The organism is Mesorhizobium sp. B4-1-1, from assembly GCF_006439375.1.
Classification (GTDB): Bacteria; Pseudomonadota; Alphaproteobacteria; order Rhizobiales; family Rhizobiaceae; genus Mesorhizobium.
The window spans coordinates 1-24,803 of record NZ_VFTH01000034.1 but is presented as its reverse complement, the minus strand read 5'-3'; the positions used below and the strand labels follow the sequence as shown (position 1 = coordinate 24,803).

At 63.2% G+C, this 24,803-nt stretch carries 28 protein-coding genes; 18 read left to right on the top strand and 10 right to left on the bottom strand.

What is annotated here, in order from left to right:
- Nucleotides 1-314 precede the first annotated feature (314 nt).
- The 6 genes from pstS to phoB all read left to right on the top strand — a co-directional run bounded on the left by pstS (nucleotide 315) and on the right by phoB (nucleotide 5,513).
- On the top strand, nucleotides 315-1,373 hold the full coding sequence (gene pstS / locus FJW10_RS28610; protein WP_140835049.1) for a phosphate ABC transporter substrate-binding protein PstS: 1,059 nt from the start codon (nucleotides 315-317) through the stop codon (nucleotides 1,371-1,373).
- A gap of 64 nt (nucleotides 1,374-1,437) precedes the next feature.
- Nucleotides 1,438-2,424 carry a phosphate ABC transporter permease subunit PstC gene (gene pstC, locus FJW10_RS28605; RefSeq protein WP_140902556.1) on the top strand — a complete coding sequence of 329 codons (987 nt, stop codon included), beginning with the start codon at nucleotides 1,438-1,440 and terminating at the stop codon, nucleotides 2,422-2,424.
- Between the two features lie 3 nt (nucleotides 2,425-2,427).
- Nucleotides 2,428-3,279, top strand: a complete 852-nt coding sequence (pstA, locus tag FJW10_RS28600) for a phosphate ABC transporter permease PstA (protein ID WP_140835051.1) — start codon at nucleotides 2,428-2,430, stop codon at nucleotides 3,277-3,279.
- Complete coding sequence (pstB, locus tag FJW10_RS28595) at nucleotides 3,276-4,079, top strand: phosphate ABC transporter ATP-binding protein PstB (RefSeq protein WP_140835052.1); 804 nt, start codon at nucleotides 3,276-3,278, stop codon at nucleotides 4,077-4,079. Before pstA ends, pstB begins: the two co-directional genes overlap by 4 nt.
- 20 nt (nucleotides 4,080-4,099) lie before the next feature.
- Complete coding sequence (gene phoU / locus FJW10_RS28590; protein ID WP_140835053.1) at nucleotides 4,100-4,807, top strand: phosphate signaling complex protein PhoU; 708 nt, start codon at nucleotides 4,100-4,102, stop codon at nucleotides 4,805-4,807.
- A 16-nt stretch (nucleotides 4,808-4,823) separates the two neighbouring features.
- The gene (phoB, locus tag FJW10_RS28585) at nucleotides 4,824-5,513 is read left to right on the top strand and encodes a phosphate regulon transcriptional regulator PhoB (protein WP_140835054.1); all 690 of its coding nucleotides are present in this window, start codon (nucleotides 4,824-4,826) and stop codon (nucleotides 5,511-5,513) included.
- A gap of 46 nt (nucleotides 5,514-5,559) precedes the next feature.
- On the opposite strand, the gene FJW10_RS28580 is transcribed toward phoB, so the two are convergent.
- Nucleotides 5,560-6,198 carry an SDR family oxidoreductase gene (locus tag FJW10_RS28580; RefSeq protein WP_140902555.1) on the bottom strand — a complete coding sequence of 213 codons (639 nt, stop codon included), beginning with the start codon at nucleotides 6,196-6,198 and terminating at the stop codon, nucleotides 5,560-5,562.
- Nucleotides 6,199-6,261: 63 nt separating this feature from the next.
- Complete coding sequence (locus tag FJW10_RS28575; protein WP_140902554.1) at nucleotides 6,262-7,194, bottom strand: alpha/beta hydrolase; 933 nt, start codon at nucleotides 7,192-7,194, stop codon at nucleotides 6,262-6,264.
- A 122-nt stretch (nucleotides 7,195-7,316) separates the two neighbouring features.
- Here FJW10_RS28575 and FJW10_RS28570 point away from each other — a divergent pair, with 122 nt between their 5' ends.
- Nucleotides 7,317-8,228, top strand: a complete 912-nt coding sequence (locus tag FJW10_RS28570; RefSeq protein ID WP_140902553.1) for a LysR family transcriptional regulator — start codon at nucleotides 7,317-7,319, stop codon at nucleotides 8,226-8,228.
- Between the two features lie 46 nt (nucleotides 8,229-8,274).
- Here the strand turns inward: FJW10_RS28570 and FJW10_RS28565 are convergent, their stop codons facing one another.
- Nucleotides 8,275-9,516: an ROK family protein gene (locus FJW10_RS28565; protein ID WP_140835058.1), complete on the bottom strand. Its 1,242-nt coding sequence runs from the start codon at nucleotides 9,514-9,516 to the stop codon at nucleotides 8,275-8,277.
- Nucleotides 9,517-9,786: 270 nt separating this feature from the next.
- Between FJW10_RS28565 and xylF the strand changes: the two genes are divergently transcribed.
- The 4 genes from xylF to FJW10_RS28545 all read left to right on the top strand — a co-directional run bounded on the left by xylF (nucleotide 9,787) and on the right by FJW10_RS28545 (nucleotide 14,987).
- Nucleotides 9,787-10,827: a D-xylose ABC transporter substrate-binding protein gene (gene xylF / locus FJW10_RS28560; protein WP_140902552.1), complete on the top strand. Its 1,041-nt coding sequence runs from the start codon at nucleotides 9,787-9,789 to the stop codon at nucleotides 10,825-10,827.
- Nucleotides 10,828-10,977: 150 nt separating this feature from the next.
- Nucleotides 10,978-12,330 (top strand): sugar ABC transporter permease, encoded by a 1,353-nt coding sequence (locus FJW10_RS28555; protein WP_140902551.1) that lies wholly within the window; start codon nucleotides 10,978-10,980, stop codon nucleotides 12,328-12,330.
- Between the two features lie 97 nt (nucleotides 12,331-12,427).
- A complete protein-coding gene (locus tag FJW10_RS28550) occupies nucleotides 12,428-13,228 on the top strand; it encodes an ATP-binding cassette domain-containing protein (protein WP_140902550.1) in 801 nt (266 codons plus the stop codon).
- 124 nt (nucleotides 13,229-13,352) lie between these two features.
- Complete coding sequence (locus FJW10_RS28545; RefSeq protein ID WP_140835062.1) at nucleotides 13,353-14,987, top strand: CHASE domain-containing protein; 1,635 nt, start codon at nucleotides 13,353-13,355, stop codon at nucleotides 14,985-14,987.
- Nucleotides 14,988-15,056: 69 nt separating this feature from the next.
- On the opposite strand, the gene FJW10_RS28540 is transcribed toward FJW10_RS28545, so the two are convergent.
- The 5 genes from FJW10_RS28540 to FJW10_RS28520 all read right to left on the bottom strand — a co-directional run bounded on the left by FJW10_RS28540 (nucleotide 15,057) and on the right by FJW10_RS28520 (nucleotide 18,547).
- Complete coding sequence (locus FJW10_RS28540) at nucleotides 15,057-15,302, bottom strand: YMGG-like glycine zipper-containing protein (protein ID WP_140835063.1); 246 nt, start codon at nucleotides 15,300-15,302, stop codon at nucleotides 15,057-15,059.
- 497 nt (nucleotides 15,303-15,799) lie between these two features.
- Nucleotides 15,800-15,970 (bottom strand): hypothetical protein, encoded by a 171-nt coding sequence (locus tag FJW10_RS30600; protein ID WP_181177696.1) that lies wholly within the window; start codon nucleotides 15,968-15,970, stop codon nucleotides 15,800-15,802.
- A gap of 217 nt (nucleotides 15,971-16,187) precedes the next feature.
- Nucleotides 16,188-17,138, bottom strand: a complete 951-nt coding sequence (locus FJW10_RS28530) for a PAS domain-containing sensor histidine kinase (RefSeq protein ID WP_246674395.1) — start codon at nucleotides 17,136-17,138, stop codon at nucleotides 16,188-16,190.
- A 279-nt stretch (nucleotides 17,139-17,417) separates the two neighbouring features.
- Nucleotides 17,418-17,582 (bottom strand): DUF1328 domain-containing protein, encoded by a 165-nt coding sequence (locus FJW10_RS28525; RefSeq protein WP_108606680.1) that lies wholly within the window; start codon nucleotides 17,580-17,582, stop codon nucleotides 17,418-17,420.
- Between the two features lie 170 nt (nucleotides 17,583-17,752).
- On the bottom strand, nucleotides 17,753-18,547 hold the full coding sequence (locus tag FJW10_RS28520; protein ID WP_140835065.1) for a response regulator: 795 nt from the start codon (nucleotides 18,545-18,547) through the stop codon (nucleotides 17,753-17,755).
- Between the two features lie 217 nt (nucleotides 18,548-18,764).
- Between FJW10_RS28520 and FJW10_RS28515 the strand changes: the two genes are divergently transcribed.
- Complete coding sequence (locus tag FJW10_RS28515) at nucleotides 18,765-18,968, top strand: NepR family anti-sigma factor (RefSeq protein ID WP_140648115.1); 204 nt, start codon at nucleotides 18,765-18,767, stop codon at nucleotides 18,966-18,968.
- A gap of 3 nt (nucleotides 18,969-18,971) precedes the next feature.
- Nucleotides 18,972-19,523 carry an RNA polymerase sigma factor gene (locus FJW10_RS28510; RefSeq protein WP_140835066.1) on the top strand — a complete coding sequence of 184 codons (552 nt, stop codon included), beginning with the start codon at nucleotides 18,972-18,974 and terminating at the stop codon, nucleotides 19,521-19,523.
- Nucleotides 19,524-19,558: 35 nt separating this feature from the next.
- Here the strand turns inward: FJW10_RS28510 and FJW10_RS28505 are convergent, their stop codons facing one another.
- The gene (locus tag FJW10_RS28505) at nucleotides 19,559-19,939 is read right to left on the bottom strand and encodes a response regulator (RefSeq protein WP_140902549.1); all 381 of its coding nucleotides are present in this window, start codon (nucleotides 19,937-19,939) and stop codon (nucleotides 19,559-19,561) included.
- A gap of 153 nt (nucleotides 19,940-20,092) precedes the next feature.
- Between FJW10_RS28505 and FJW10_RS28500 the strand changes: the two genes are divergently transcribed.
- From FJW10_RS28500 to FJW10_RS28485, 4 genes are all read left to right on the top strand, one after another.
- Nucleotides 20,093-20,854, top strand: coding sequence for a Crp/Fnr family transcriptional regulator (locus FJW10_RS28500; RefSeq protein WP_140902548.1), 762 nt, complete (start codon nucleotides 20,093-20,095; stop codon nucleotides 20,852-20,854).
- Nucleotides 20,855-20,932: 78 nt separating this feature from the next.
- Nucleotides 20,933-21,259 carry a DUF883 family protein gene (locus tag FJW10_RS28495; RefSeq protein ID WP_140835068.1) on the top strand — a complete coding sequence of 109 codons (327 nt, stop codon included), beginning with the start codon at nucleotides 20,933-20,935 and terminating at the stop codon, nucleotides 21,257-21,259.
- Between the two features lie 6 nt (nucleotides 21,260-21,265).
- Nucleotides 21,266-21,730 carry a phage holin family protein gene (locus FJW10_RS28490; protein ID WP_140902547.1) on the top strand — a complete coding sequence of 155 codons (465 nt, stop codon included), beginning with the start codon at nucleotides 21,266-21,268 and terminating at the stop codon, nucleotides 21,728-21,730.
- Nucleotides 21,731-21,927: 197 nt separating this feature from the next.
- Nucleotides 21,928-22,131: a hypothetical protein gene (locus FJW10_RS28485; RefSeq protein ID WP_140835070.1), complete on the top strand. Its 204-nt coding sequence runs from the start codon at nucleotides 21,928-21,930 to the stop codon at nucleotides 22,129-22,131.
- A gap of 6 nt (nucleotides 22,132-22,137) precedes the next feature.
- Here FJW10_RS28485 and FJW10_RS28480 read toward each other — a convergent pair whose 3' ends face one another.
- Nucleotides 22,138-23,058, bottom strand: coding sequence for a diacylglycerol kinase family protein (locus FJW10_RS28480; protein WP_140902546.1), 921 nt, complete (start codon nucleotides 23,056-23,058; stop codon nucleotides 22,138-22,140).
- A gap of 243 nt (nucleotides 23,059-23,301) precedes the next feature.
- On the opposite strand from FJW10_RS28480, the gene FJW10_RS28475 reads away from it, so the two are divergent.
- Complete coding sequence (locus FJW10_RS28475; protein ID WP_140902545.1) at nucleotides 23,302-24,666, top strand: PRC-barrel domain-containing protein; 1,365 nt, start codon at nucleotides 23,302-23,304, stop codon at nucleotides 24,664-24,666.
- Nucleotides 24,667-24,803 lie beyond the last annotated feature (137 nt).

The following is a 24,803-nucleotide window of genomic DNA, read 5'->3' as shown; positions in this document are numbered from 1 at the left end:
TTTTCGGCGATGGCCAGGCCATGATCCGCTCTGGCATTCAGGCAACGCACTCTCGTCCGGATTTTATTTCCCGGCGGCCGTCATCCGGCCGCCGGGATAAATTTTGTTTCAAAAGTCAGACAAGTTACTGATTCCCGCGGCAAACTCCGGCCGGTCCATCGAGGCCGCCGCGGACCCTTCCGAGCATTCCCGTTCAGGCGTTACCGGGCTGACACGAAACTGTCATGCGACTGTAATAATCGAAGGCTATTGCCCTCACCGGGCGCCGATAGAACGGGTGCCGAAAGACCATCTTCCGAACAGGAGCAGGCCACATGAGACATTTCATCCGCTCGGCGGCCGTTGCGATTGCAATGGCTGCGGCATCAACCCTTAGCATCTCCGCCGCGATGGCAGCCGATATCTCCGGCGCCGGCGCCACTTTCCCCTATCCGATCTATGCGAAGTGGGCCGACGCCTACAAGAAAGAGACCGGCATCGGTCTCAACTACCAGTCGATCGGCTCCGGCGGCGGCATCAAGCAGATCAAGGCCAAGACCGTGACCTTCGGCGCTTCCGACGCGCCGCTGAAGGGCGAGGATCTGGACTCCACCGGGCTCGCGCAGTTCCCGATGGTGATGGGCGGCATCGTTCCGGTCGTCAATCTCGAAGGCATCAAGCCGGGCGAACTGGTGCTCGACGGTCCGACGCTGGCCGACATCTTCGCCGGCAAGATCACCAACTGGAACGACGAAGCGATCAAGAAGCTCAACCCCGACGCCAAGCTGCCCGACCAGGCGATCGCCGTCGTCCACCGTTCGGACGGCTCGGGCACCACGTTCAACTTCAGCTACTACCTGGCTGACGTCAGCGCCGACTGGAAGTCGAAGGTCGGCGTCAACACCGCGCTCGAATGGCCGGTGGGCATCGGCGCCAAGGGCAATGAAGGCGTCGCCAACAACGTCTCGCAGACCGGCGGCGCGATCGGTTACGTCGAATACGCCTATGCCAAGCAGAACAAGCTGACCTACACCGACCTGATCAACAAGGACGGCAAGAAGGTCGAGCCGACCGCCGCCGCGTTCTCGGCCGCCGCGGCTAATGCCGATTGGAGCTCGCAGCCGGGCTACGGCGTCATCCTGGCCAACCAGGCCGGCGCTGAATCCTGGCCGATGACCTCCGCCACCTGGATCCTTGTCTACAAGAAGCCCGACGACACTGCGGCCACGGCCGAAGCGCTCAAGTTCTTCGCCTGGTCCTATGCCAAGGGCGACGAACTGGCCGCGGGCCTGGACTACGTTCCGATGCCCGACGCGGTCGTGAAGAGCGTCGAGGAAATGTGGGGCAAGGACGTCGTCGACAAGGACGGCAAGCCGCTCTACTCCGGCATGTAATTCCTGTGGAATAAGGAGGGCGTCTCCGGCGCCCTCCTGTCTCTTTCGAAATGCGAGGGGCTAAATGACAGCCGTTTCCGACGCCGCGACATCGTCCGCCCTGCGGACCAGAGAAGCGACAGTGCGCCGCTTCGCCTTCACCGACATGGCATTCCGGACGGCCACGCGCCTTTCCGCCATCCTCGTGCTGGTTCTGCTCGGCGGGGTGGCGATCTCGCTGGTCAGCGGCTCGTGGGAGGCGCTGTCGAAGTTCGGCTTCTCCTTCCTGACCACCGAATCCTGGAACCCGGTCACCGAGAATTTCGGCGCCCTGGCGCCCATCTACGGCACCATCGTCACCTCGGCCATCGCCATTCTAATCGCTGTGCCGATCGGCATCGGCATCGCCGTCTTCCTGACCGAGCTCTGCCCGCGTCCGCTCAGGCGCCCGATCGCCATCGCGGTCGAGCTGCTCGCAGGCATCCCCTCGATCATCTACGGCATCTGGGGCCTGTTCGTGTTCGCGCCGTTCCTGCAGACGACGATCCAGCCCTTCGTCATCGGGCTCTTCAAAGATGTCCCCGGCCTCAACAATCTTTTTGCCGGCCCGCCCTACGGTATCGGCCTGCTGACCTCGTCGCTGATCCTCGCCATCATGGTGCTGCCCTTCATCACCTCGATCACCAAGGACGTGTTCGACACGGTGCCGGCGGTGCTGAAGGAATCGGCATACGGCATCGGCTGCACGACCTGGGAAGTGACCCGGCGCGTGACCATCCCCTATACCCGCGTCGGCATCATGGGCGGCGTCATGCTTGGCCTCGGCCGCGCGCTCGGCGAGACGATGGCCGTTACCTTCGTCATCGGCAACGCGCACCGCATCAGCGCCTCGCTGTTTGCGCCGGGCACGACGATCTCGGCGACCATCGCCAACGAATTCACCGAAGCCGACGGCGATCTCTATACATCCTCGCTGGTATCGCTCGGCCTGATCCTGTTCATCATCACCTTCATCATCCTCGCGCTCGCACGTTACATGCTGATGCGCATCGACGCCCGCACGGGAGCCTGACCGATGTCGACGTCGCTTGCACTTCATAGCAGCCGCAAGAGAAAGAACAGCGTGATGATGATGCTGTGCGTCGTCGCCGCAGGCATCGGCCTTGCCTGGCTGGCGCTGATCCTCGGCGCACTGCTCTACAAGGGCCTATCCGGCCTCTCGCTGGCGGTGTTCACCGAAATGACGCCGCCGCCAGGCGATGCTGGCGGCCTGCTCAACGCCATCTACGGCAGCATCGTGATGACCGTCATCGGCGTCATCGTCGGCACGCCGATCGGTGTCCTGGCCGGAACCTACATGGCCGAATACGGCCGCTTCTCGCGCCTGACCACGATCGTGCGCTTCATCAACGACATCCTCTTGTCGGCGCCGTCGATCATCATCGGCCTGTTCGTCTATGAGCTGATGGTGCGGCCGATGGGGCACTTCTCGGCCATCGCCGGCGCCGTCGCGCTGTCGATCCTGGTGATCCCCGTTGTGGTGCGCACCACCGAGGACATGCTGAACCTCGTGCCCAACGCGCTGCGCGAAGCAGGCGCCGCCATCGGCGCGCCGCGCTGGGTGGTGATCCGCTCGGTCGCCTATCGCGCCGCCCTGTCCGGCATCGTTACCGGCATATTGCTGGCGATCGCCCGCATCTCCGGCGAGACGGCGCCGCTGCTCTTCACCGCGCTCAACAACCAGTTCTGGTCGAGCAATCTCAACGCGCCGATGGCCAGCTTGCCGGTGACCATCTTCCAGTTCGCCCTCAGCCCCTATGAGGAATGGCAGCAACTGGCGTGGACCGGCGCACTCATAATCACCCTGACGGTTCTCGGGCTGAGCATCTTCGCGCGCAGCCTCACCGGACGCAGAGAGGACAGATGAAACCGATGTTGTCCACCGATTTGAACGTAGCCGACACGACCGTCGAGAAGTCGAAGATCGAGGTCAAGAACCTCAATTTCTACTATGGCCAGTCGAAGGCGCTGAAGGACATCAACCTGTCCCTGCCCGAGCGCAGCGTGACTGCCTTCATCGGCCCGTCGGGCTGCGGGAAGTCGACGCTGCTGCGCGTGCTCAACCGCATCTACGAGCTCTACCCGAAGCAGACCGCCGAGGGCCAGGTGCTGCTCGACGGCAAGAACATCCTCGACCGCTCGCAGGACCTCAACCTGCTGCGCACCAAGATCGGCATGGTGTTCCAGAAGCCGACGCCATTCCCGATGTCTATCTACGAGAACATCGCCTTCGGCGTCAGGCTCTATGAGAAGATCAGCAAGGCCGAGATGGATAGCCGCGTCGAGTCGGCGCTGAAGCGCGCCGCGCTGTGGACCGAGGTCAAGGACAAGCTCAACGCCAGCGGCCTCAGCCTCTCGGGCGGCCAGCAGCAGCGCCTGTGCATCGCCCGTACCGTGGCGGTGAAGCCCGAGGTCATCCTGCTCGACGAGCCGGCCTCGGCGCTCGATCCGCTGTCGACCGCCAAGATCGAGGAACTGATCGACGAGTTGCAGGCCGACTACACGATCGTCATCGTCACCCACAACATGCAGCAGGCGGCGCGCGTGTCGCGGCAGACGGCGTTCATGTATCTGGGCGAGCTGGTGGAGTTCGACCGGACCGAGAAGATCTTCACCTCGCCCCGCGAGAAGCGCACGCAGGACTATATTACCGGCCGCTTCGGCTGAGTTCATACGAGGACATCATCATGGCCGAACATACCGTCGCCTCCTTCGACGAGGATCTGAGGCAGATCAGCCGGCTCATCAACGACATGGGCGATCTCGCCAGCTCGATGGTCGGCGGCGCGACCAAGGCGTTGCTCGAGACCGACAATGCGCTGGCGCAGCGCGTCGTCTCCGACGACGCCATCATGGACGCTCGTCAGCGCGAGCTCGACGACCGCGCCATCACGCTGATCGCCAAGCGGCAGCCGATGGCGGACGACCTGCGCAACGTGGTCGGCTCGATCCGTATGGCGGGCGACCTCGAACGCATCGGCGATCTCGCCAAGAACATCGCCAAGCGCGTCGGCTCGGTCGGCGTCAGCGCCGCGCCGCGCGACCTCACGCATTCGATCGATTCCATGGCGCAGATGGTGCTGATCCAGGTCCAGGCCGTGATCCAGGAATATATGGTGGGCGATGCCACGGCGCTGGCCAAGCTTCGCAACGACGACGAGCGCATCGACGTCAAATACACCTCCGTCTTCCGTGAGCTGTTGACCTACATGATGGAAGACCCGCGCAACATCACCGCTTGCACGCATCTTCTGTTCTGCGCCAAGAATCTCGAGCGCATCGGCGACCATGTGACCAACATCGCCGAGAACGCCTATTATGTGCTGACCGGCACGCAATTGCCCGCCAATCGTCCGAAGCAGGACGAGACCGCAATGTCGGCGCCGGCGGCCTGACGAAAAGGTTACCCCAATGATCGCGCCACGCATCATGGTGGTGGAGGACGAGGAGCCGCTGGGGGTGCTACTCCGCTACAATCTCGAATCCGAGGGTTACCAGGTCGAAGTGGTGACCCGCGGCGACGAGGCCGAAATCCGCCTTCAGGAAAACGTTCCCGACATGCTCGTGCTCGACTGGATGGTGCCGGCGGTTTCTGGCATCGAGCTCTGCCGGCGTCTCAGGATGCGGCCCGAGACCGAGCGGCTGCCGATCATCATGCTGACGGCCCGCGGCGAGGAAAGCGACCGCGTGCGCGGCCTCTCGACCGGCGCCGACGACTATCTGGTCAAGCCGTTCTCGACGCCGGAGTTCATGGCGCGCGTCAAGGCGCTGCTGCGCCGCGCCAAGCCGGAGGTGCTGTCCAGCGTGCTCAAGGTCGGCGACATCGTGCTCGACCGCGAATCGCACCGCGTCTACCGCAAGAAGAGCGAGATCAGGCTCGGCCCGACCGAGTTCCGCCTGCTCGAATTCATGATGCGCCATCCCGGCCGAGTGTTCTCGCGCAGCCAGCTGCTCGACAATGTCTGGGGCGAGACGATCTATATCGACGAGCGCACCGTGGACGTCCATGTCGGGCGCCTGCGCAAGGCGGTCAACAACGGCCGCATGCCGGACGTCATCCGCACCATCCGCGGGGCGGGTTACGCGATCAGGGAGGATTAGAGCGGTTCACCGTTTACTGGGAACCGCCCTCTGCCCCGCCGCCGCTTCACATGAAATCGGGCTTGTCGCCATCCGTGCCCGGCTTGTCGACGCCGAGATTTTCGCCGACATGCCGATCCGGCGCTCGGACAATCCGAGCAACCAGATCGGCCACGCTGACGCGCGATACCGACGTGCCCTTGAATGGCTCGTTGCGCGCGGTCGTTTCATAGTCGATGACCGCCTCATCCATCAGCCATGCGGGCCGCAGGATCGTGTATTCGAGACCGGAGGCCTCGATGGCGTCTCCGGCGCGCCGGAAGGGTTTCAGGTCCTCGCCGATCATGGCGGCGTTCCATTCGCCGAACTTGCCGGACACTTCGTCATAGATGCCGAGCGCCAGAATGAAGATCAGTCGCCTGATGCCGGCCTTCTTCATGGCGGCGATCACGGCCCGCGCCTGCCTGTCGAGGTCCGCGCCGGTCAGATTGGCGTAGACGATGTCCTGTCCCTGCATCGCTTCGTCGAGCCTTGCGGCGTCCAGAACGTCCCCTTGGACAACGTTCTGATTTGGCCCGGCAAGGCCGGCAAGGCGCGCCGTGTTGCGGGCATACAGGGTCAGATGAAGGTCACCGTCGCCCGCCAGCATGTCGATGACGTGGCGGGCAATCTGGCCACCCGCGCCGAGAATGAGAACCTTGATCATATGACCTCGCTTGTTCCGGGTCGAAGGGGACGAACCCTGGTCGATCCCGCATCCCTTGGACGATTACCTTCCGCCGATGGGTTGCAGCGTCTTGCCGAAGAAAGGCGCCAGCACCGACACTGCTTCATCGACATATCTCTCGCCGTCATAGAGATCCATGTGGTTGGCCCCTTCAACGACATGGTAGCTCTTGTCCTTGCTGGCGGCGCGGCTATAGAGGTCGTCGCTCATCCATTTGCTGCCGGCCTTGCTCCCGGCCACGATCTGCAGCGGCTGGGTGAGGTAGGCCTCGGCTTTGGAATAGGCGTCGTAGGGAATGATCTGCGACAGGCTGCGAGCCGTCGCATAACCGGGTGCGGTCGGGTATTCGGCGCGGGGCGTGTGATAATATTCCCAGGCTTGGCGCAGTTCTTCGTTCGGAGCGTCGTCTTCCTTCAGTGGCGCCAGCGGAATCCTGCCAACCTCCGAACCGTTGGCGTCGGAAGTCCGTGCCGCCGCGCCGACCGCGATCACGGCGCGGGCGTCTGCATCCTTGATATTGTTGTCCCAACCGTTGCGGAACATCTGGCCGATATTGACGGCGCTCACGGTTCCGACGGCCTTGATGCGCGGGTCGTCAATTGCCGCATTGGCCGTATAGCCGGCGCCGGCGCAGATACCCATCGCACCGATACGGTCATTGTCGACATAGGGGAGCGTGGTCAGGTAATCGAGCACGGCGCTCACGTCTTCGGTGCGGACAGACGGGTTTTCGAGCTGGCGCGGCTGCCCGCCGCTCTCGCCCTGGTAGGAGGCATCGTAGGCGATGGTGATGAAGCCCTGTTCGGCGAGCTTCCTTGCATAGGTGCCCGCCGTCTGCTCCTTCACGCCGCCGCCTGGATGCGAAACGATGACTGCCGGGTAGGTCCTGGTCTCGTTGAAGTCTTCCGGAAAATTGATGACGGCCGACATGGCGATTGCCTGATTGTTGGAGTTGGGGAAGCTGATTTTGCCCATGATGGCACTCCTTGCACTGAGTTGGCGTCGATGCATCTGCACGAGATCCCTTGCATTCTAGGCCGTGGCAATTCATCGAATTAGCCGGTAAAATCCACTATGACTTATTGGTAGGATGATAAGTGAGACGCGAAGAGATCGCCGACCTGGCCGCCTTCTACGTGGTCGCGGAGCAACGCAGCTTCACCAAGGCCGCCGCGAAACTCGGCATCTCCCAGTCGACACTGAGCCAGATCGTCAAACGGCTTGAGGAGCGTCTCGGCGTCCTGCTGGTGGCGAGGACCACACGAAGTGTGGCGCCGACGGAAGCGGGAAAGCGTTTGCTGGCAACGCTTGGGCCTACGCTGCGCGAACTCGACCAGAGCATCGAGATGCTGGCCGAGTTCAGGGAAACGCCCGCCGGCACGATCCGCATCACATCGGTTGAACACGCAGCTCGGACGATCCTGTCACCGGCGATCGCGAAACTGTTGCCGCAATATCCCGACCTGAACGTGGAGATATTCATCGACTACAGCCTGGCCGATGTCGTGGCCGACAATTTCGATGCCGGCGTGCGGCTGGGGTCGCAGGTGGCCAAAGACATGATTGCCGTCAGGATTTCGCCCGATATCGCGATGGCGATCGTCGGTTCGCCCGACTATCTGCGATTGCGCGGCGCGCCGCTCGAGCCCAATGAACTGACGGAGCATCGCTGCATCAACCTGCGCCTGCCCACGTCAAACAAGCTCTATGCCTGGAACCTGAAGATCGGCGGGAGGATCGTCGGCGTCAGCGTCGAAGGCCAGGCGACCTACAATTCGATCGATCTCATCCTGGATGCAGCCCTTGCCGGCGTCGGCCTGGGGCTGCTGCCTCTCGACCAGGTACAGGCCCATCTCGACCGCGGAGTGCTGGTCAGCGTGCTCGATGCGTTCGTTCCCCCACTCCCCGGCTATTATCTCTACTATGCAAACAGGCGGCTGAACTCGTCGGCTTTCAGGGTGGTGGTCGACGCGCTGCGATATCGCGGAGAACCCGCTGCCGAGGGATGATTTCCCGCTCAAGGCCGAACTCGGTCCTTCAGTGGTCTCCCGGTCCTCAGGCCACGTTCTTCCCGGCCCCCGCTCTTGCCTGCACCCCTGGCGCGAAAATCTCCTGATCGACGAAGGTCAGGGCGCGCATGGCGCAGCCTTCGCGGATCAGCGGCAGTTCGTTCGGCTCGGTGTCGAAGGAGATCGATTCCGAGTGCTGGCCGCCGGCGGTCTGGGCGATCGCCTCTCGCAGCGCCGGCTCGATCAGGTCGAAGGCGGCCGCGCTGACGCCGACCATGGCGACGGGCGCCGGGTCGATGAGGGCGAACAGGCTGCCGAGGCCGAAACCGAGCGCTTCGCCCGCCCGGCGATAAGCCTCCCGCTCGGGTCCGTCCTCCTGCCGGGCTTTCGCGGCCAGCGCGCGCATATGGGCGTCGCCGACGTCGGTCGGCGTGGCATCCTCGCTTATTCCCATGGCGCTGCGCCAGATCGCGTAATTGCCGGCATAGGCCTCGACGCAGCCGCGGCGGCCGCAGCGGCAGAGCGCGCCGCCCGGACGATGGATCATATGGCCGAACTCGCCGCCGGAGGAATGCGTGCCGCTGAACAGCGCGCCCTTCAGCACCAGGCCCATGCCGATACCGTGCGAGAGCAGGATGGCTATGAAGTCGTCGCGATAACGCTCGGGATCGCGCCATTGCAGCGCCACCGCCATCATGTTGCAGTCGTTCTCCATGGTGGCGGGAATACCGAATTCGCTTTCGAGGAGGTCGGCGAAGGGGATGTCGGTCAGCGGCGTGATCGGCGACCACAGCATGGCGCGTGAATGGGAATCGGTGATGCCCTGAATGCCCATGGCGATGCGGGCGACGCTGCCCACGTCGAGGTCGGGATCCCGCATCCGGCGCCGCACGATCGCCATGCATTCGCCGATCAGCTCGTCACGGGGCATGACGAGCGTGTCCAGGCGCTGCTGCTCCTCCGCAACCACCTGGCCGGCATAATCGATCACGGCGACCGACAGGAAGTTCAGCGACAGCACCACGGTCAGCACCGCGGCGGCTTCGGGGTTCAGCGCCAGGCCGATCTGCGGCCGGCCGCGTTTCAATGCCGTCGGCTCGCTGGCCTTGCTTTCGGTGAGAATGCCTTCCTGGATCAGATCGGCGGAGATCGCCGAAATGGTCGAGTGGCTGAGCCCGGTGGTGGCGGCAATCTCCGTGCGCGAGGGCTGGCCGGCGCGGCGCACGGCCGAAATCACCATGGCACGGTTGCGCCGACGCAAATCGTCGTGGCGGATTCCGACCGACATTGTCTCGCGCGTCCTCCAAGTCATCGCGGCCTTGTGATGATGATGCCATGGCCTGTCGGTGACATGCTAGGGATAGTGGCAGAAGCCGCAGCCTGTGTCATTATTTATTGCGGATGCCGAAAAAAATGCCCTGGCCCATCAAAACCCATCAGAATCGCAGTTGACAGCGTCGTTTTGCTGGATCACTATTTTTTTGAGGCGCGAAAAAAAGCCTCTGTGCCGGCCTTCGGGCCAGTCTGGGTCGCGCCGCACGGGCGCAGGGAGGATATCATGAAGAAATTCGCAGCCGCCATTCTGGCGGGCGTTGCCATGTCGCTGACGCTGGCGTCGGTCGCCGAGGCGAAGGACAAGGTGATCGGCGTGTCGTGGTCGAATTTCCAGGAAGAGCGCTGGAAGACCGACGAAGCGGCGATGAAGGCCGCCATCGAGGCTGCCGGCGACAAGTATATCTCGGCCGACGCGCAGTCCAATCCGGGCAAGCAGCTGACCGACGTCGAAAGCCTGATCTCGCAGGGCGCCAACGCGCTGATCATCCTGGCGCAGGATGCCTCGGCGATCGGCCCGGCGGTGCAGAAGGCGCTCGATGAAGGCATTCCGGTGGTCGGCTACGACCGCCTGATCGAGAACAAGGACGTGTTCTACCTGACCTTCGACAACAAGGAAGTCGGCCGCATGCAGGCCCGTGAGGTGTTCAAGGCCAAGCCGGAAGGCAACTACGTCTTCATCAAGGGCTCGGGCGCCGATCCGAACGCCGACTTCCTGTTCTCGGGCTCCATGGAAGTGCTGAAGGAGGCGATCGACAGCGGCAAGATCAAGAATGTCGGCGAGGCTTACACCGACGGTTGGCTGCCCGCCAACGCGCAGAAGAACATGGAGCAGTTCCTGACCGCCAACGACAACAAGGTCGACGCGGTCGTGGCGGCCAATGACGGCACCGCCGGCGGCGTCGTCGCGGCGCTGACGGCGCAAGGCCTGGCCGGCACCGTTCCGGTCTCGGGCCAGGACGGCGACCACGCGGCGCTCAACCGCATCGCGCTCGGTACGCAGACCGTGTCGGTGTGGAAAGACGCGCGCGAGCTCGGCAAGAACGCCGCCGAGATCGCCTCGCAGCTCGCCGCCGGCAAGAAGATGGGCGACATCGCCGGCACCAAAGACTTCACGACGCCTGGCGGCAACACCGTCAAGTCGCTGTTCCTGACTCCGATTGCGATCACCAAGGACAATCTCAACGTCGTCATCGACGCCGGCTGGATCAAGAAGGACGAAGTCTGCGCGGGCGTTGCCGCCGGTAGCGTCAAGGCCTGCAACTAAGTTTTGCCGGCTCTCGATCAAAATCCCTGCGCCGCGGCCTGAAAGCCGCGGCGTTTTCTCAAAAAGATTTGTGTTTCCGCCTGTGGCGGATAGCTTCTAGGCTTGGCCAGGCATTCCGCGCCAGACGGGCAGGCCGGGCGGGAGGAAATCATGACCGACACGACGTCTACCCAACCGGCGGACACCGCGCGCGCGTCGGAACTCGGCGCCGTCGCCCGGTTCCTGAAGGCGACCGAGCTCGACACCCGCATGCTCGGCATGATCGGCGCGCTGCTCTTGATCTGGATCGGGCTGCATGTGATTTCCAGCCTGCGCCTCGGCGTCAATCCACTCGACTTCGACAGCCGCACGTTTCTCACGCCGCGCAACCTGTGGAACCTGTCGGTTCAGACTTCGGCCGTGGCGATCATGGCCTCCGGCATGGTGCTGGTCATCGTCATGCGCAACATCGACCTGTCGGTCGGATCGGCCGAAGGGGTGATCGGCATGGTCATGGGCTTTGCCCAGGTGCATTTCCTCGTGCGCTTTGTCGGGCTTGACCTGGGCAATCCGTGGATCTGGGTGCTGGCATTGCTGATCGGCCTGGCGCTCGGCCTCATCATCGGCGCCTTCCAGGGCTTCATCATCGCCTATCTCGAAGTGCCGGCCTTCATCGTGACGCTGGGCGGATTGCTGGTATGGCGTGGCGCTGCCTGGTGGGTCACCAGCGGCCAGACGGTGGCGCCGCTCGACGCTACGTTCCAGCTGATGGGCGGCGGCCCGGCGGGCTCGATCGGCGCCAGATGGAGTTGGGCCGTCGGCATCGTCGCCTGCCTGGCGGTTGTCTTCATGCATTTCAACGGCCGCGTGCAGCGCAAGCGCTTCCGCTTCCCGCTGCGTCCGGTCTGGGCCGAGACGCTGCTCGCCACTGTCACCTGCGCGGTCATCCTGGGCGCGGTGTGGCTCGCCAATTCCTATCCGTGGCCGGTCGGCATCGTGAACCGCTACGCCGCCGCCAACAACATCACCGTTCCCGAAGGCGGGCTGTTCATCGCGCATGGCATCGCCATTCCGGTGCTGATGGCCGTTGCCGTCGGCCTGATCATGACCTTCGTCACCAAGCGCACGCGTTTCGGCCGCTACGTCTTCGCCATCGGCGGCAATCCGGAAGCAGCCAATCTCGCCGGCATCAACACACGCTGGATCACCATGAAGGTGTTCATGATCATGGGCGTGCTGGCGACGATCGCGGCGGCGATCTCGTCGGCCAGGCAGAACTCCGCGACAAATGTGCTGGGGACGCTGGACGAACTGCTGGTCATTGCCGCGGCAGTCATCGGCGGCACGTCGCTCGCCGGCGGTTCCGGCACCGTGCTCGGCGCCATGCTGGGCGCATTGCTGATGCAGTCGCTGCAGTCCGGCATGGTGCTGCTTGGCGTCGATTCGCCGCTGCAGAGCATCGTCGTCGGCGCGGTACTGGTCGTCGCGGTCTGGCTCGACACCATCTATCGCAAGCGCGTCTGAGCATGATTCCGAACCGAAGGTCAGCGAAGCAAAAAGTGGAAACCGGTTTTTCGGACGAGATCATGCTCAAGCATGGACTATAGGGAGGAGAGGGACCATGGCTGACAAAATCGCTCCCACCGGCGTTCCGCTGGTCGACATGCGCAACATCTCGATCGCCTTCGGCGGCATCCGCGCCGTCGACGACGCCTCCGTCGATCTTTTCCCCGGCGAAGTGATGGCGCTGCTCGGCCACAATGGCGCGGGCAAATCGACGCTGATCAAGATCCTGTCCGGCGCCTACAAGCGCGACAGCGGGCAGATATTCATCAATGGCGAGGAGGCTTCGATCTCCAATCCGCGCGATGCCAAGAAATATGGCGTCGAGACGATCTACCAGACGCTGGCGCTGGCCGACAATGTCGATGCCGCCGCCAACCTGTTCCTCGGCCGCGAGCTGATGACGGGCTGGGGCACGCTCGACGACGTCGCCATGGAAGCCGAGGCGCGCAAGGTGATGGGCCGCCTCAATCCACGCTTCCAGCGCTTCAAGGAACCGGTCATCAAGCTGTCGGGCGGACAGCGGCAGTCGGTGGCGATCGCGCGCGCGATCCTGTTCAACGCCCGCATCCTGATCATGGACGAGCCGACGGCGGCGCTCGGTCCGCAAGAGACGGCGCAAGTCGGCGAACTGGTCAAGCAGCTCAAGGCCGATGGCATCGGCATCTTCCTGATCAGCCACGACATCCACGACGTGTTCGAGCTCGCCGACCGGGTCTGCGTGATGAAGAACGGCCAAGTGGTCGGGACCGCGCGCACCACAGACGTCACCCAGGACGAGGTGCTCGGAATGATCATCCTGGGCAAATGCCCGCCAGGCGCCATTCCGGGTCCAGGCGCGCTGAAGATCGCGGCGTGATAATAGCCGGCTAATTAACGGCTGCGTGATGTACCAGCCGCGGTGATGATTTGACCGCGCCATTGTGTTGGCGCGGGGACTTGCCCATAAAGGTCGTCGACCGTCCACGGGCCGCATCCTTGATTTGAAGAAGCTCTTTCCGATCGTTGCCTTCGTCGCCGTCGCGCTGATCAGCCTGACGATGGCGGGGTTTGCCTATTTCGCGACGCAGGAGGCGGCTCGGATCAAGTTCGAGGGCACCGCCGATGACGCGCTGAGCCGTATCGAGAGCCGCATCGACCTGCATCTGTCGCTGCTGCGTTCGACACAGGCGCTGTTCGATGCCCGCAACGGCGACATCTCGCGCGGCGAATTCAAGGCCTTCTTCACCGCGCTCGACATCGACGACAATTTCGCGGGGCTGCGCGGCGTCGGCTTCCTGAGGCTCGCCAAAACCGGCGACGAGGCGGCGGTGGAACGCGACATCCTGCACGACCATGGGTCGGCGCATCCGATCTATCCCGCCACGACGCAGCAATGGCGCACGCCGATCGTGCTGTTCGAGCCGCTCGATACGTCCAACCAGTCGATCATCGGCTTCGACATGTTCACCGAGCCGGTACGGCGCGCGGCCATCGAAAAGGCGATGGCGGATGATCAGCAGCATGCTAGCGGCATGGTCCAGCTCGGCCAGGGCGCTGGCGTGACGCAGACCTTCACGGGATTCCTGGTTTTCGTGCGGCTGAACGTCGAAACCGCGCCTGACGTGATCAATGCAAGCCGCTCCTCCACGGCCGGTTTTCTTTACGCCGCCTTCCGCGCGCAGGACCTGTTCCAGGTCGCGCTCAACCATTCGCCGCTGCTGCCGGTCAATGTCGAGGTCTATGACGGCAAGCCCGAGGCCGGCAATTTGTTGTTCCGGTCGGAAGCTCCGCCGGCAGAACGCATCGGCGCGAAGCTTTTGGCGCGCCGCGATATCGTCGTGGCGGGCCAGCCGTGGACCTTGTTGTTTCGGCCGACAAGCGCCTTCGAGCCGCCGTCCTCGCGCGCCATTCCGGTGATGCTCGGGCTGTTCGGCCTGCTGCTCGCCGGCGCCATCGCCTTGGTGGCGCGCTATCAGGAACGCGCCTATGACGCGAAATCGGCGCTGCACGAGACGACCGAAAAGAGCCTGCTGGAAAAGGACCTGATCCTGCAGGAGATGAAGCACCGCATCAAGAATTCGATTACGCGCGTGCTTGCGATCGCGCGGCAGACGGCCTCGCAAGCCACCGACGTCAAGGAGTTTTCGGCATCGTTTTCGGCGCGCCTGCAGGCCATGGCGGCATCGCAGGATATGCTCACGCGCTCGCGCTGGCAGAAAGCCGATCTCGGCGACCTGCTGCGCATCGAACTCGGGCAAGTGTTCGGCAAGGACCTTCCCGAAGGCGTGTTGTCAGGGCCGCAAGTGCTGCTGGACGAGACGACGACACAGGCGCTCGGGCTGACCTTTCATGAACTCGCCACCAACGCGCTGAAATATGGCGAGGCCGGCGCCAATTCGGTCAAGGGGAGCTGGGCTCTCAAGGTCGTCTGGAGCGTCGAAGGCCGCGGTCGTGAGCGGACGCTGGTCCTGAACTGGCGCGAGGCGGGTCAGAAGGAACTGGAAGCGCCAGTCAAGACCGGCTTCGGCACCAAGTTGATAGACCTCAACGTCACACGCGAATTGCGTGGCACGATCGTGCGCGACTACCACGCCGACGGATTGAAGGTGGAGATCAGGATCCCGCTGGCAGCGTGAGGCAAATCCGCGATTTGAATTTTGAAAAACCGGAGGCCGGCAGCCGGCCTCCGGTCTTCGGGTGCTGAACTAGTTGCAGCGAGCCGTGTAGATCCGGCCGCGATGATCGCGATACTGGCAATAGCCGTTGCGCAGGTTGCGAACCAGAAGGCCCGACCCGGCACCGACGGCCGCGCCGATCAGCGCACCCTTGCCGCCGCCGACCAAGCCGCCCACACCGGCGCCGATCAGGCCGCCGCCGACGACGTCCTGCTCGGTCGTGGTGCAGCCGCTGACGGCGACCACGGCAAACATGGCAATGATCATCTTCCGCATAGAATTGCTCCTCACTTTGTCCTCACTTTCGGCAGTGCCAGCAACCATTTAGCATGAAAAAAGGTGCTTTGCCTGCCAGATTCTACTGTTGCCTAACATAGTCTTTTTCGGGGCGTCCGCCGTTCGACGCGACAAGCATGCCGGACACCTCCAGCGATGCGACAGCGCCGTCGGGCCGCACGTTCAGACGATCCGCTCGTAGTCGTCCTCCAGCGCGGGATCCACGGCGAGGCACTTGCCGATGATGTTGGGGGCGTGACCCTGCAGGTCGCCGAGCCTGTGCGGTTTCGAAGATGCTGACGGGCAATTCGAGTTCCCGCAATCGGCCGTCGTGTTCGAACAGCCGACGACGAAGAGCAATACGGCGATGTGTTCAATGGCTCCAAACCTCTCGCCGTAAACAACGAATCTCGGCGAACAAAAGTTCCAGGCTGGAGCCTGAAGCGCTCCGCGCGAAACGGCGGCGCTAAAGTCTGGGCGTCAAAGCCGCATGTGGGTCAGAACAATTGCCAGGCCGCGGTCAAGGCCACGGCGGCCAGAAGCGCGATCGCGCCCACGCGGAGCGAAAGATGCGACGACTGCGACGCCGGCGGCGGCTCGGCGTCCTGGAAGCCGCTCATCGAGACGCGGGCGGCCTGCTCCAGCCTGTTCATGTCGGCAACCATCATTTCAGTCTCCCCGGTCGCGCCGGGGCGCGGATGGGTTTCCGGCGCATCGTCAGCCGGGAGCACAGGATCCGGCTTTATGGTGAACAGCCGGTTAAGGGCCTTCGCCGGCAAGGCGCTCCCTCTCCGTTTTGACGCAATTCCGGACGGACGGTACCGCGAAGCGGCCGAGCCTGACCGCTGCACACTTTTGCTGGAATTGCTCTCACGCCCGGCGCTATCAATCCGTCTCGAAATTCCCGTGCGGGACAGTGAGACGGTATTCCATGCGGTCCTTGCCGATTTCCAACGTCGCTGAGCCATTCAGCGACATCGGCACGACGCGTTCCAGTGCCACGCTGCCGAAACGCTTCTCATTGCGCGGCGTGTCGCCGACCGCCTCCGTCCAGGTCAGCAGAAGGTTGGGCGGGGTTCCGTTTTCGGCCTCGAGCCTGGCGCGGACCTCGACATGGCCCTCCGGCCGCGACAGCGCGCCGTAGCTCACGGAATTCACGGCCAGCTCATGCATCGCCAGGCCGATATGCAGGGCGGCATTGGGATTGAGATAGGGATTTTCGCCTGCGAACCGCAGACTGTTGGCCAGATCGCTGCTGTAGCGGCCGACCTGGCCGGAGACGAGTTCCTGCAGCGCCGCTCCCCGCCAGTTGGAGGATGTGACCAGATCCTGCGAGGACGCCAGCGATTGCAGCCGGCCGCGAAACCGCGCCAGGAACTCGCCGAGCGTCTCCGTATAGCGCCCGGTCTGAGTGGCGATGCTCTGAATGATGGCCAGAAGATTTTTCGATCGATGGCTGACTTCGCGCAGCAACGCCTTCAGCGTCTGCTCGCGGCGTTTCTGCTCCGTCGTCTCCACCATGGTGGTGACGACGCCGAGGACGTCGCCGGCGTCGCCGCGGTCGGCATCGATCCAAAGCTGGAACCAGCGGACACCCTGGCTTCCCGGGATGCTGAGCTCAAGCTGGTCGGCCTTGCCGGATTCCACCACCTTGAGCTTGGCGGCTTGTATGCGTTCGGCCTGCGCCGGCGAAAGCAGGTCCTTGCCGTCGGCTGTTTCTGACGCCCAAGGCGCGCTCATGTTGCGCGCCCAGACCGTCTTCATCTGCCGGTCCTGGTAGAGAACCGAAATCCCGGCGTTGTGCAGGGCATGGAGCAAGGCTCGCCCCAACTGCATCCCGTTCTCCGAGGGATGTATTGCGATGACGTCGCCGCTCTGCTTTTCAATTCTGTCTTTCGTGGGACCCTCGGAAGGCATTGGAACATCCCGTACTCGGTCCTTGAACGGCTCAATCCGCAACTGGTTCCGCGTCAGCCAGCGCCTGGAAATCGCGGTGGGGCTCGGCCCCTGAAATCGCAGGGCTCTCCAAAAACGGTCCGCCGGACGGTGCTCTTTCGAGGCGCCGTCCGGCGGTGGCTGGAAACCGTTTGAGGGGTGCGGCTTCCAGTGTTGCGGTTAGGCTCTCCTAAAGAGGCCTGCGATGAGCGAAATCACCAGGAAGGCGAGGAAAACGAAGAACAGAATCTGCGCGATGCCTGCCGATGTGCCGGCGATGCCGCCGAATCCAAGCGCGCCGGCGATGATCGCAACTACGAGAAATACGAGCGCCCAGTACAGCATGATGCGTCTCCTTCTTACGTCGGGAAAAGAACGTGGCTCGGTGTCGTTTGTTCCACCATTTGCTGAAAAAGACGATCCCCTTGAAGGGGCTTTTCAGACCGCAAACGGCCAAGCGTCACGCGCGGCGCGAAGGCCTCGCATGACGCTCAAGGTCCAAGCCTCGAAGAAGATCAGGCGGCGGCCTTGGCCTGACGGTCGAAGAACAGGGCCTGGCTGATCAAGGCCTTGACCATGTCGGGATTGAACGGCTTGGTGACCAGGAAGGCCGGCTCGGGCCGTTCGCCGGTCAGCAGGCGTTCCGGGAAGGCGGTGATGAAGATCACCGGCACCGGCGTGGAGGACAAGATCTCGTTGACGGCTTCGATGCCCGAGCTGCCGTCCGCGAGCTGGATGTCGGCCAGAACCATTTTCGGCCGCGTCTTGCCGAACACGGCCACAGCCTCGGCATGCGTGCGCGCTGTGCCGACCACGCGGTGGCCGAGACTCTCGACCATCTCCTCTATATCCATGGCGATCAGCGGCTCGTCCTCGATGATCAGCACTTCGGTCGCGACCTGCCGGGAAATCTCATTGCTCGCCTGGGCAAGCAGTTCCGAGAACTCGTCCTCGTCTACATCGAGGATTTCCGCCGCCTCATCCTCGCTGAAGCCCTCGACGGCAACCAGGAGGAAAGCCTGCCTTGGCAGGGGTGCGATCGCATTCAGATTGGCCGCGGCCCGCTGCTCCCAGGCGGTCTGGGCCTGTTCCTGCGGCACGCGGATGGCCACGGAGGTGAACAGTCTGGCGAAAACCTTGTACAGCGCAATGCGGTCGCTCGAGGCTTCGGGGAAGATATTGGTATCGGCGATGATGGCTTCCAGCATTGCGGCGACCAACGCGTCACCGCTTTCCTGCGATCCCGATACCGCCCGCGAGAAGCGGCGCAGGAACGGAAGATGCGGCGCGATGGTTGCGGACAAACTCATTATTGACGTCTCCCTCAGATGACGTTGCACGTTCAAGGCCGCACTGATGCATGCCCCTGAAAGTTAAACGCCGGCTTTCGGAAAAAGTTCCGCCGGCTGTGGAACTAAATTAGCGATCGGGCGTTTCGAGGCTTGGGATGGGCAACCAGACGAAGGTTCCGCTTGCGTTGTGGTTTGAAGTCGAAGAGCGGTTCAGGCGCTGGAAACTAGGGCAACTATGAAAGAAATGAAGAAAAAACAGTTGGCTGATGCCGCAAGCAGGCATCGGAACGGGGACGGCAATCCGCTTGGGGCAAACTCAGAAATAGCCCGCAAGCTCAAACAATATTATGACGAGTTGGTCTCGGACCATGTGCCGGACCGTTTCGCTCAGTTGCTCAGCCAACTGGAACAGACCGAACCTGCCCAGAAAAAGGACTGAGGCATGGCGGCGGTATCCCAGGACTTCAAGACCGAGTTGCTCGGTGCGATCCCGAGCCTTCGCGCCTTTGCCGTGTCGCTGACGCAGAATGCCGACAGGGCCGACGACCTCGTCCAGGAAACGCTGGTCAAGGCGTGGGACAAGCATGAGAGCTTCCAGCCAGGCACCAATCTGAAGGCTTGGCTGTTCACCATCCTGCGCAACGAATTCTATTCGCAGATGCGTAAGCGCGGCCGCGAAGTTCAGGACAGCGACGGCATCATGACGGCCAGGCTTGCCGTCCACCCGTCCCAGCACGGCCAGCTCGACCTCAAGGATTTCCGCGGCGCGCTCGAGCAACTGCCCGAGGACCAGCGCGAAGCCATCATCCTGATCGGCGCCTCCGGCTTCTCCTATGAAGAAGCCGCCGAGATCTGCGGCTGCGCGGTCGGCACGATCAAGAGCCGCGTCAGCCGGGCGCGCGCGAGGCTGCAGGAGATCCTCAAGATCTCCGGAGAGGACGAGTTCGGGCCCGACGCGATCTCGGCGCAGGTCACAGGTTCGAACGCGGCTTGAACCGACCGGTTACGATTGCGACTGCAAGGATGGCCTCAGGCCGGGGCGGCCCGGCCGCAGGCCATGGCCACGGCTTCGATCAGATCGTCGCCCGAGTAGGGCTTGGCGATCAGCCGGATATCCGGGAACGAACCCTTGATCTCGTCCGAATCCGAATAGCCGGAGGCAAATACGAACGGCACGCCCTCGCTGCGCAGCCGCGCGGCGAAATCCAGGGTCGAGACGCCGCCGAGCATCAGGTCGACAACCGCCACGTCGAAGCGCGCAGGCAGCGCCCGCCCGTCGATCTCGCCGAGCTCACGCACGATCGTCACATCCGCGGCGCCGTGGTCGCGGCAAAGCTGCTCGACGTCCATCGCGATCAGGAACTCGTCTTCCAGAACGAGAATACGCAGTCCATCAAGCAGTGCTGGCACTTATCAGTGTCTCCTCGGCAGGGCCGCACTCATGCGCGGAATTGGCCGCCATGTCATTTAAAAAAGACATGGGGTCCCAGCCTCACGGAACCCCTGCCGGTCTCAAGCGTTTCCTTGCGCCCATAAGGGCAGGGATTTCGAAGAGGGGTCGAAATGTCCGGCCAAAGCACACGCGCGGTTGCCAGCCGTCAATATCCTTGTGAAAAGTGCCCATTGCGGCCCTTGCCGGCGTTCCGTGAGTTCGACAAGCAGGAATTGTCATTCATCGGCACCTTCAAGCGCGGTGAACTTGCGGTCGACAAGGGGTCGACAGTCCTGGTCGAAGGCAGCCACAGCGCGCATCTCTACACTGTGCTGTCCGGCTGGGCGTTCCGCTACAAGCTTTTGCCCGACGGACGTCGGCAGATCCTCAATTTTTCCATGCCCGGCGACCTCATCGGCCTGCAGGGAAGCCTAATGGGCGAGATGCAGCATTCTGTCGAGGCGCTGTCGCAGATGCTGCTGTGCGTCTTCGAACGCGACCAGTTGCAGGAACTCTATCGCAACCATCCCGGCCTTGCCTATGATATCACCTGGATCGCGTCGCGCGAGGAGCGCATGCTGGACGAGAACCTGCTCAGCATAGGCCGCCGCACCGCGCTCGAACGAGCGGCCTATCTCGTCGCCTTCATCGCCGGTCGGGCGCGCAGCGCCGGATTGAATGGCAAGACACCGGTGCAGATTCCGATCACACAACAGCATATCGCCGATACGCTCGGCCTTTCGCTGGTCCATACCAACAAGACCATCCGCAAGCTGATGGACCGCAAGCTCGTGATGTGGCGAGATGGCGGCTGCGAAGTGATCGACTATGATGGACTGAAGAAGCTTGCCCGATGGGAGGGACTGGGCGAGGAACGCAGGCCACTCATCTAGGATGCTTAGGGGTCGCGACGACCGGAACCATGGCGCTGGACGGGCGTTGAAACCAACGCAAACCCAAGGAGTTAGAGAATGGCAACCGCCGCAGGCAAATCCGCAACGGACCAAGCAACCACCGCCGATCTCGAGGCCGATATCGAGCAGCTGAAGGTGGATATCCAAAAACTTACGGAGCAGCTCGCCAAGACCGGTCAACACGGCTATGGCGCGGCCCGTCGCGCCGCCTCGGATGGCGTCGAGCAATTGCGGGCGCAGGGCGAAGCCGCGTTCGAGAGCATGCGGGGAAATGCCGAGGACATCGAAGCGCAACTGATCGCCAAAGTGCGCGAGAAGCCGGTGACGTCGCTGGCCATCGCGGCGGGCGTCGGTTTCCTCTTCGCCCTGCTTTCCCGCCGCTAGCCGCAGATGGGGACGCTTGTCTCGCTGATCTCGGCCCTCGCCTCGGGCGAGGCCATGGCCGCCTTGCACAGGGCGCGGACGACGGCAATCCTTTATGGACTTGCCGCCGTTTTTGCTCTGTGCGGCGTCGGTTTCCTCATCGGCGCCGCCTATGTCTGGCTGGCGGCGCGCTACGGACCTCTGGCGACCAGTCTCGGCTTCGGCATCGGCTTCCTGGTGGTTGCCGGGCTCATCCTTGTCATTCAAAAGCTGACGACCAGCATGCGCAGCAGGCGGCGCGCAAGACGGCGGCAGGCCGACATGACCGCGCTGGGCGTTACCGCGGCACTTGCCCTGCTTCCGGCCATTGCCAAGAGCAAGGGCGGGCTAGGAGCCGTCATCGTGCCCGCCTTGGCGGTCGTCGCCTACGCCATCTATCGCGAGAACGCCAAGCCCACGCCACCGAAGCAGGACCCGCAGGACATGTCGTAAGCGCTTCAGGAAACGCCGGGACCTCAGGCTCGGCGGCATCTTTCCTGCGGGCGAGGGACGCCGGCGGAACTCGCGGCCAACGTCGCTGACCTGGGCAAGGCGGCGGATGTCATTCCTTGGCTCGGAACCTTCCCGATCAAGACCCGTTACCCGACCGTACGTAAAGCGCCCGCCGCCGCGCAGCATGGAGGCCAAGAGTGACCAAGATCGTACCTGAAGACAAAGCACGCCAGGGGCATTGGGGTTGGCATGCGCTCAGGATCCTCATCGCCGGGCTGCTGCTCGCCTTCATCGCGTGGGGGGCAGTCGAGATTTACGGCGAGCTGATCAAGTCGCCGACGACGCAGCAGGCCGTGCCGGAAGCGCCGCCCGCGGCACAGAAATCCGTCCAGGGCGGTTGATCCCCATCACGCCGCTCTTGCCTGCGAATTGCTTGCCGGTACGAGCACTTTCAGCGCGCCGGGGTGAATTTCGATCGTCGTTTCGCGCTCCAGCCTGATCAGTTCGCCATCCAGCACCGCGCTGAACTTTTTGGCGGGCGAATGGATCTTCAGCACAGCCCTGCCTGCCTGATGCACTTCGACATGCGCGCTGTGGCGCAGCCTGCCGCGTAGCATGTCCAGCAGGAGTTTTGCCAAGTGATGACGCCGGCGCGCGACGCTGACATAGATGCCGAGCACGCCCCCGGCCGGGTTGTCGGCATAGGGCAGATGGCCTTCGCCGAACAGATTGTTGGAGATACCGATGCCGGTGGTGCGGGTGACGATCTCGGCCTTGCCCACGCTCAGGCTGACCTTGAGGGCGGGCGGATTGTTGATCGCCGCCCATGCGGCGCGCACGGATGCCCGCATCTTTCCAAGGCGCGAGCCGAAGTCCATCTTTTCACGCAGCTGAACCATCTCGGCGTGCATGCCGACGGAGAACTGGTGCACGAAAGGCTGGCCGTTGGCGCTGGCCATATCGACTGCGATCACCTCGCCATCGGCAAAGGATTCCAGGGCGGCTTCCAGTGTCTGCGGAATGCCCAGGCCGCGCGCGAAGAGGTTCATCGTACCGGCGGGCAGGATGGCCAGGACCTTCTTCTTGTTCATGAGGAGGGACGCCGCAGTGGAAATCGTGCCGTCGCCGCCTCCGGCAAGAACGACGTCGATGTTCCGCCTGGCGATGGCCTTCTCCAGCGCCGTGGCGATGTCGCGGCCGGCGACGATACCGATATCGACCGAATGTCCCGCCGCTTCCAGCGTCTGACGCAGCTGCTCGGAAAATGCTTCCAAATCGATGGTGCGGAGCGTGCCGCCGTCCTGGTTCAGCACCGCAGCAAACCGCATGCACCACTCCGTATTGCCTTCAGGTCAGTTTAAGCCGGCAGACCCTCAGCCGCACGCCGCAACGAAGATGCGGCCGCAAAGGTTCCACCCGAGGTTCAGGATTCCAGCCAGTCGTGAATGCGTTGGTTGGAACAACACCCCGGTCACGACGTTGTGAACCTATCGACACTGCCGCTCCCGACCCGCCCCCAGAGGCTGGCCGAGAAAGCGCAATGCACAGATCAGGCACGAGGAGAGACTATGATGATCCGCACCCTTTTTGCGACCACCGCGCTGGCAACGCTGCTTGCAACCGGCGCCTTTGCGCAGACGGCTACGCCCGCTCCCGCCCAGGCCCCGGCCGCTGAAAATCCGGCTCCGGTGATGCGCTCGGACGGCGCGCTGATGACGAATATCATCGGCGAGTCTGTGTATAACGGCACCGGCGACGACGCGCAGGACATCGGCAAGGTCGATGATGTCGTCTTCGATTCCAGCGGCAATGCCAAATCCGCCATCATCGGGGTCGGCGGGTTCCTTGGCGTCGGCAAGAAGGACGTCGCTTTCGACTACGGCAAGCTGGAATGGGCCGAAAAGAACGGCGACCGCTGGCTGGTCGCCAAGTCCACGAAAGATGAACTGAACGCTCTGCCGGCATTCGACCGCAAGCCTTATGATCCGGCGCCAGCGCAGTCGGCCGACGCTACGCAACCTGCTAACAACACGACCACAACGCAGGCTCCGGCGGCCGCACCGGCCGAGCCGGTGAAGAAGGCCGAGGGCAACCTCGCCACCAACATCATGGGGGAGTCGGTCTATAACGGCACCGCGGACGACGCCCAGAAGATCGGCGACGTGAAGGACATCGTGCTTGCCAAGGACGGCAAGGCCGAGTCGCTGGTGATCGGCGTCGGTGGCTTCCTCGGCATCGGCACCAAGAATGTCACCTATGACTTTGCCAAGGCAAAATGGGCCGAGAAGAACGGCGACCGCTGGCTGGTGGCCGAGACGACGAAGGAGGAGCTGCAGGCCCAGCCAGATTTCAACCGCAAGGCCTATGATCCGGTGCCCGGCTCGACGACGGCCGCGAGCAACGCTCCTGCGGCGACCACGCCCGCGGTGGTGTCTTCGGATACGACCTCCGACAAGGGGGCCAAACCGGCAGAGCCCGCCAAGTCGACGGCCGAGAACAAACCTGCGACGCCGCCGGCCCAGAGCAAGGCCGAGAACAAGCCCGCCGATAACGGCGCGGCCGCAACCGACCAGACCAAGACCGCTTCCATCGACAAGTCGACGCTGACCGAGATGCCCATGGGCAACATCCGCGGTGACGATCTCAAGGGCACCACCGTCTATGGCGCCAACGATGCCGAGATCGGTTCGATCGGCGATGTCGTGCTGACGCCCGACAACAAACCGGACGCGGTGGTCATTGATGTCGGCGGCTTCCTCGGCATTGGCGCCAAGGAAGTGGCGATCGGTATGGACAAGCTCAAATTCATGACCGACAAGAACGGCAAGAAATATCTCTACACCAACTTCACCAAGGAACAGTTGCAGGCGCAGGCGGCCTACGACAAGAGCAGTTATGCCGCCAACCGCGACCAGCAGCGGATGATGCTGAAGTAAGGCAAAAGGCAGTAGGAAGCAGGCAAAAGAGTTGGCGGATCGCCCGGTATTCGGGATGTGTTCTACTGCCTACTGCCTACTGCCTACTGCCTACTGCCTACTGCCTACTGCCTACTGCCTACTGCCTACTGCCTACT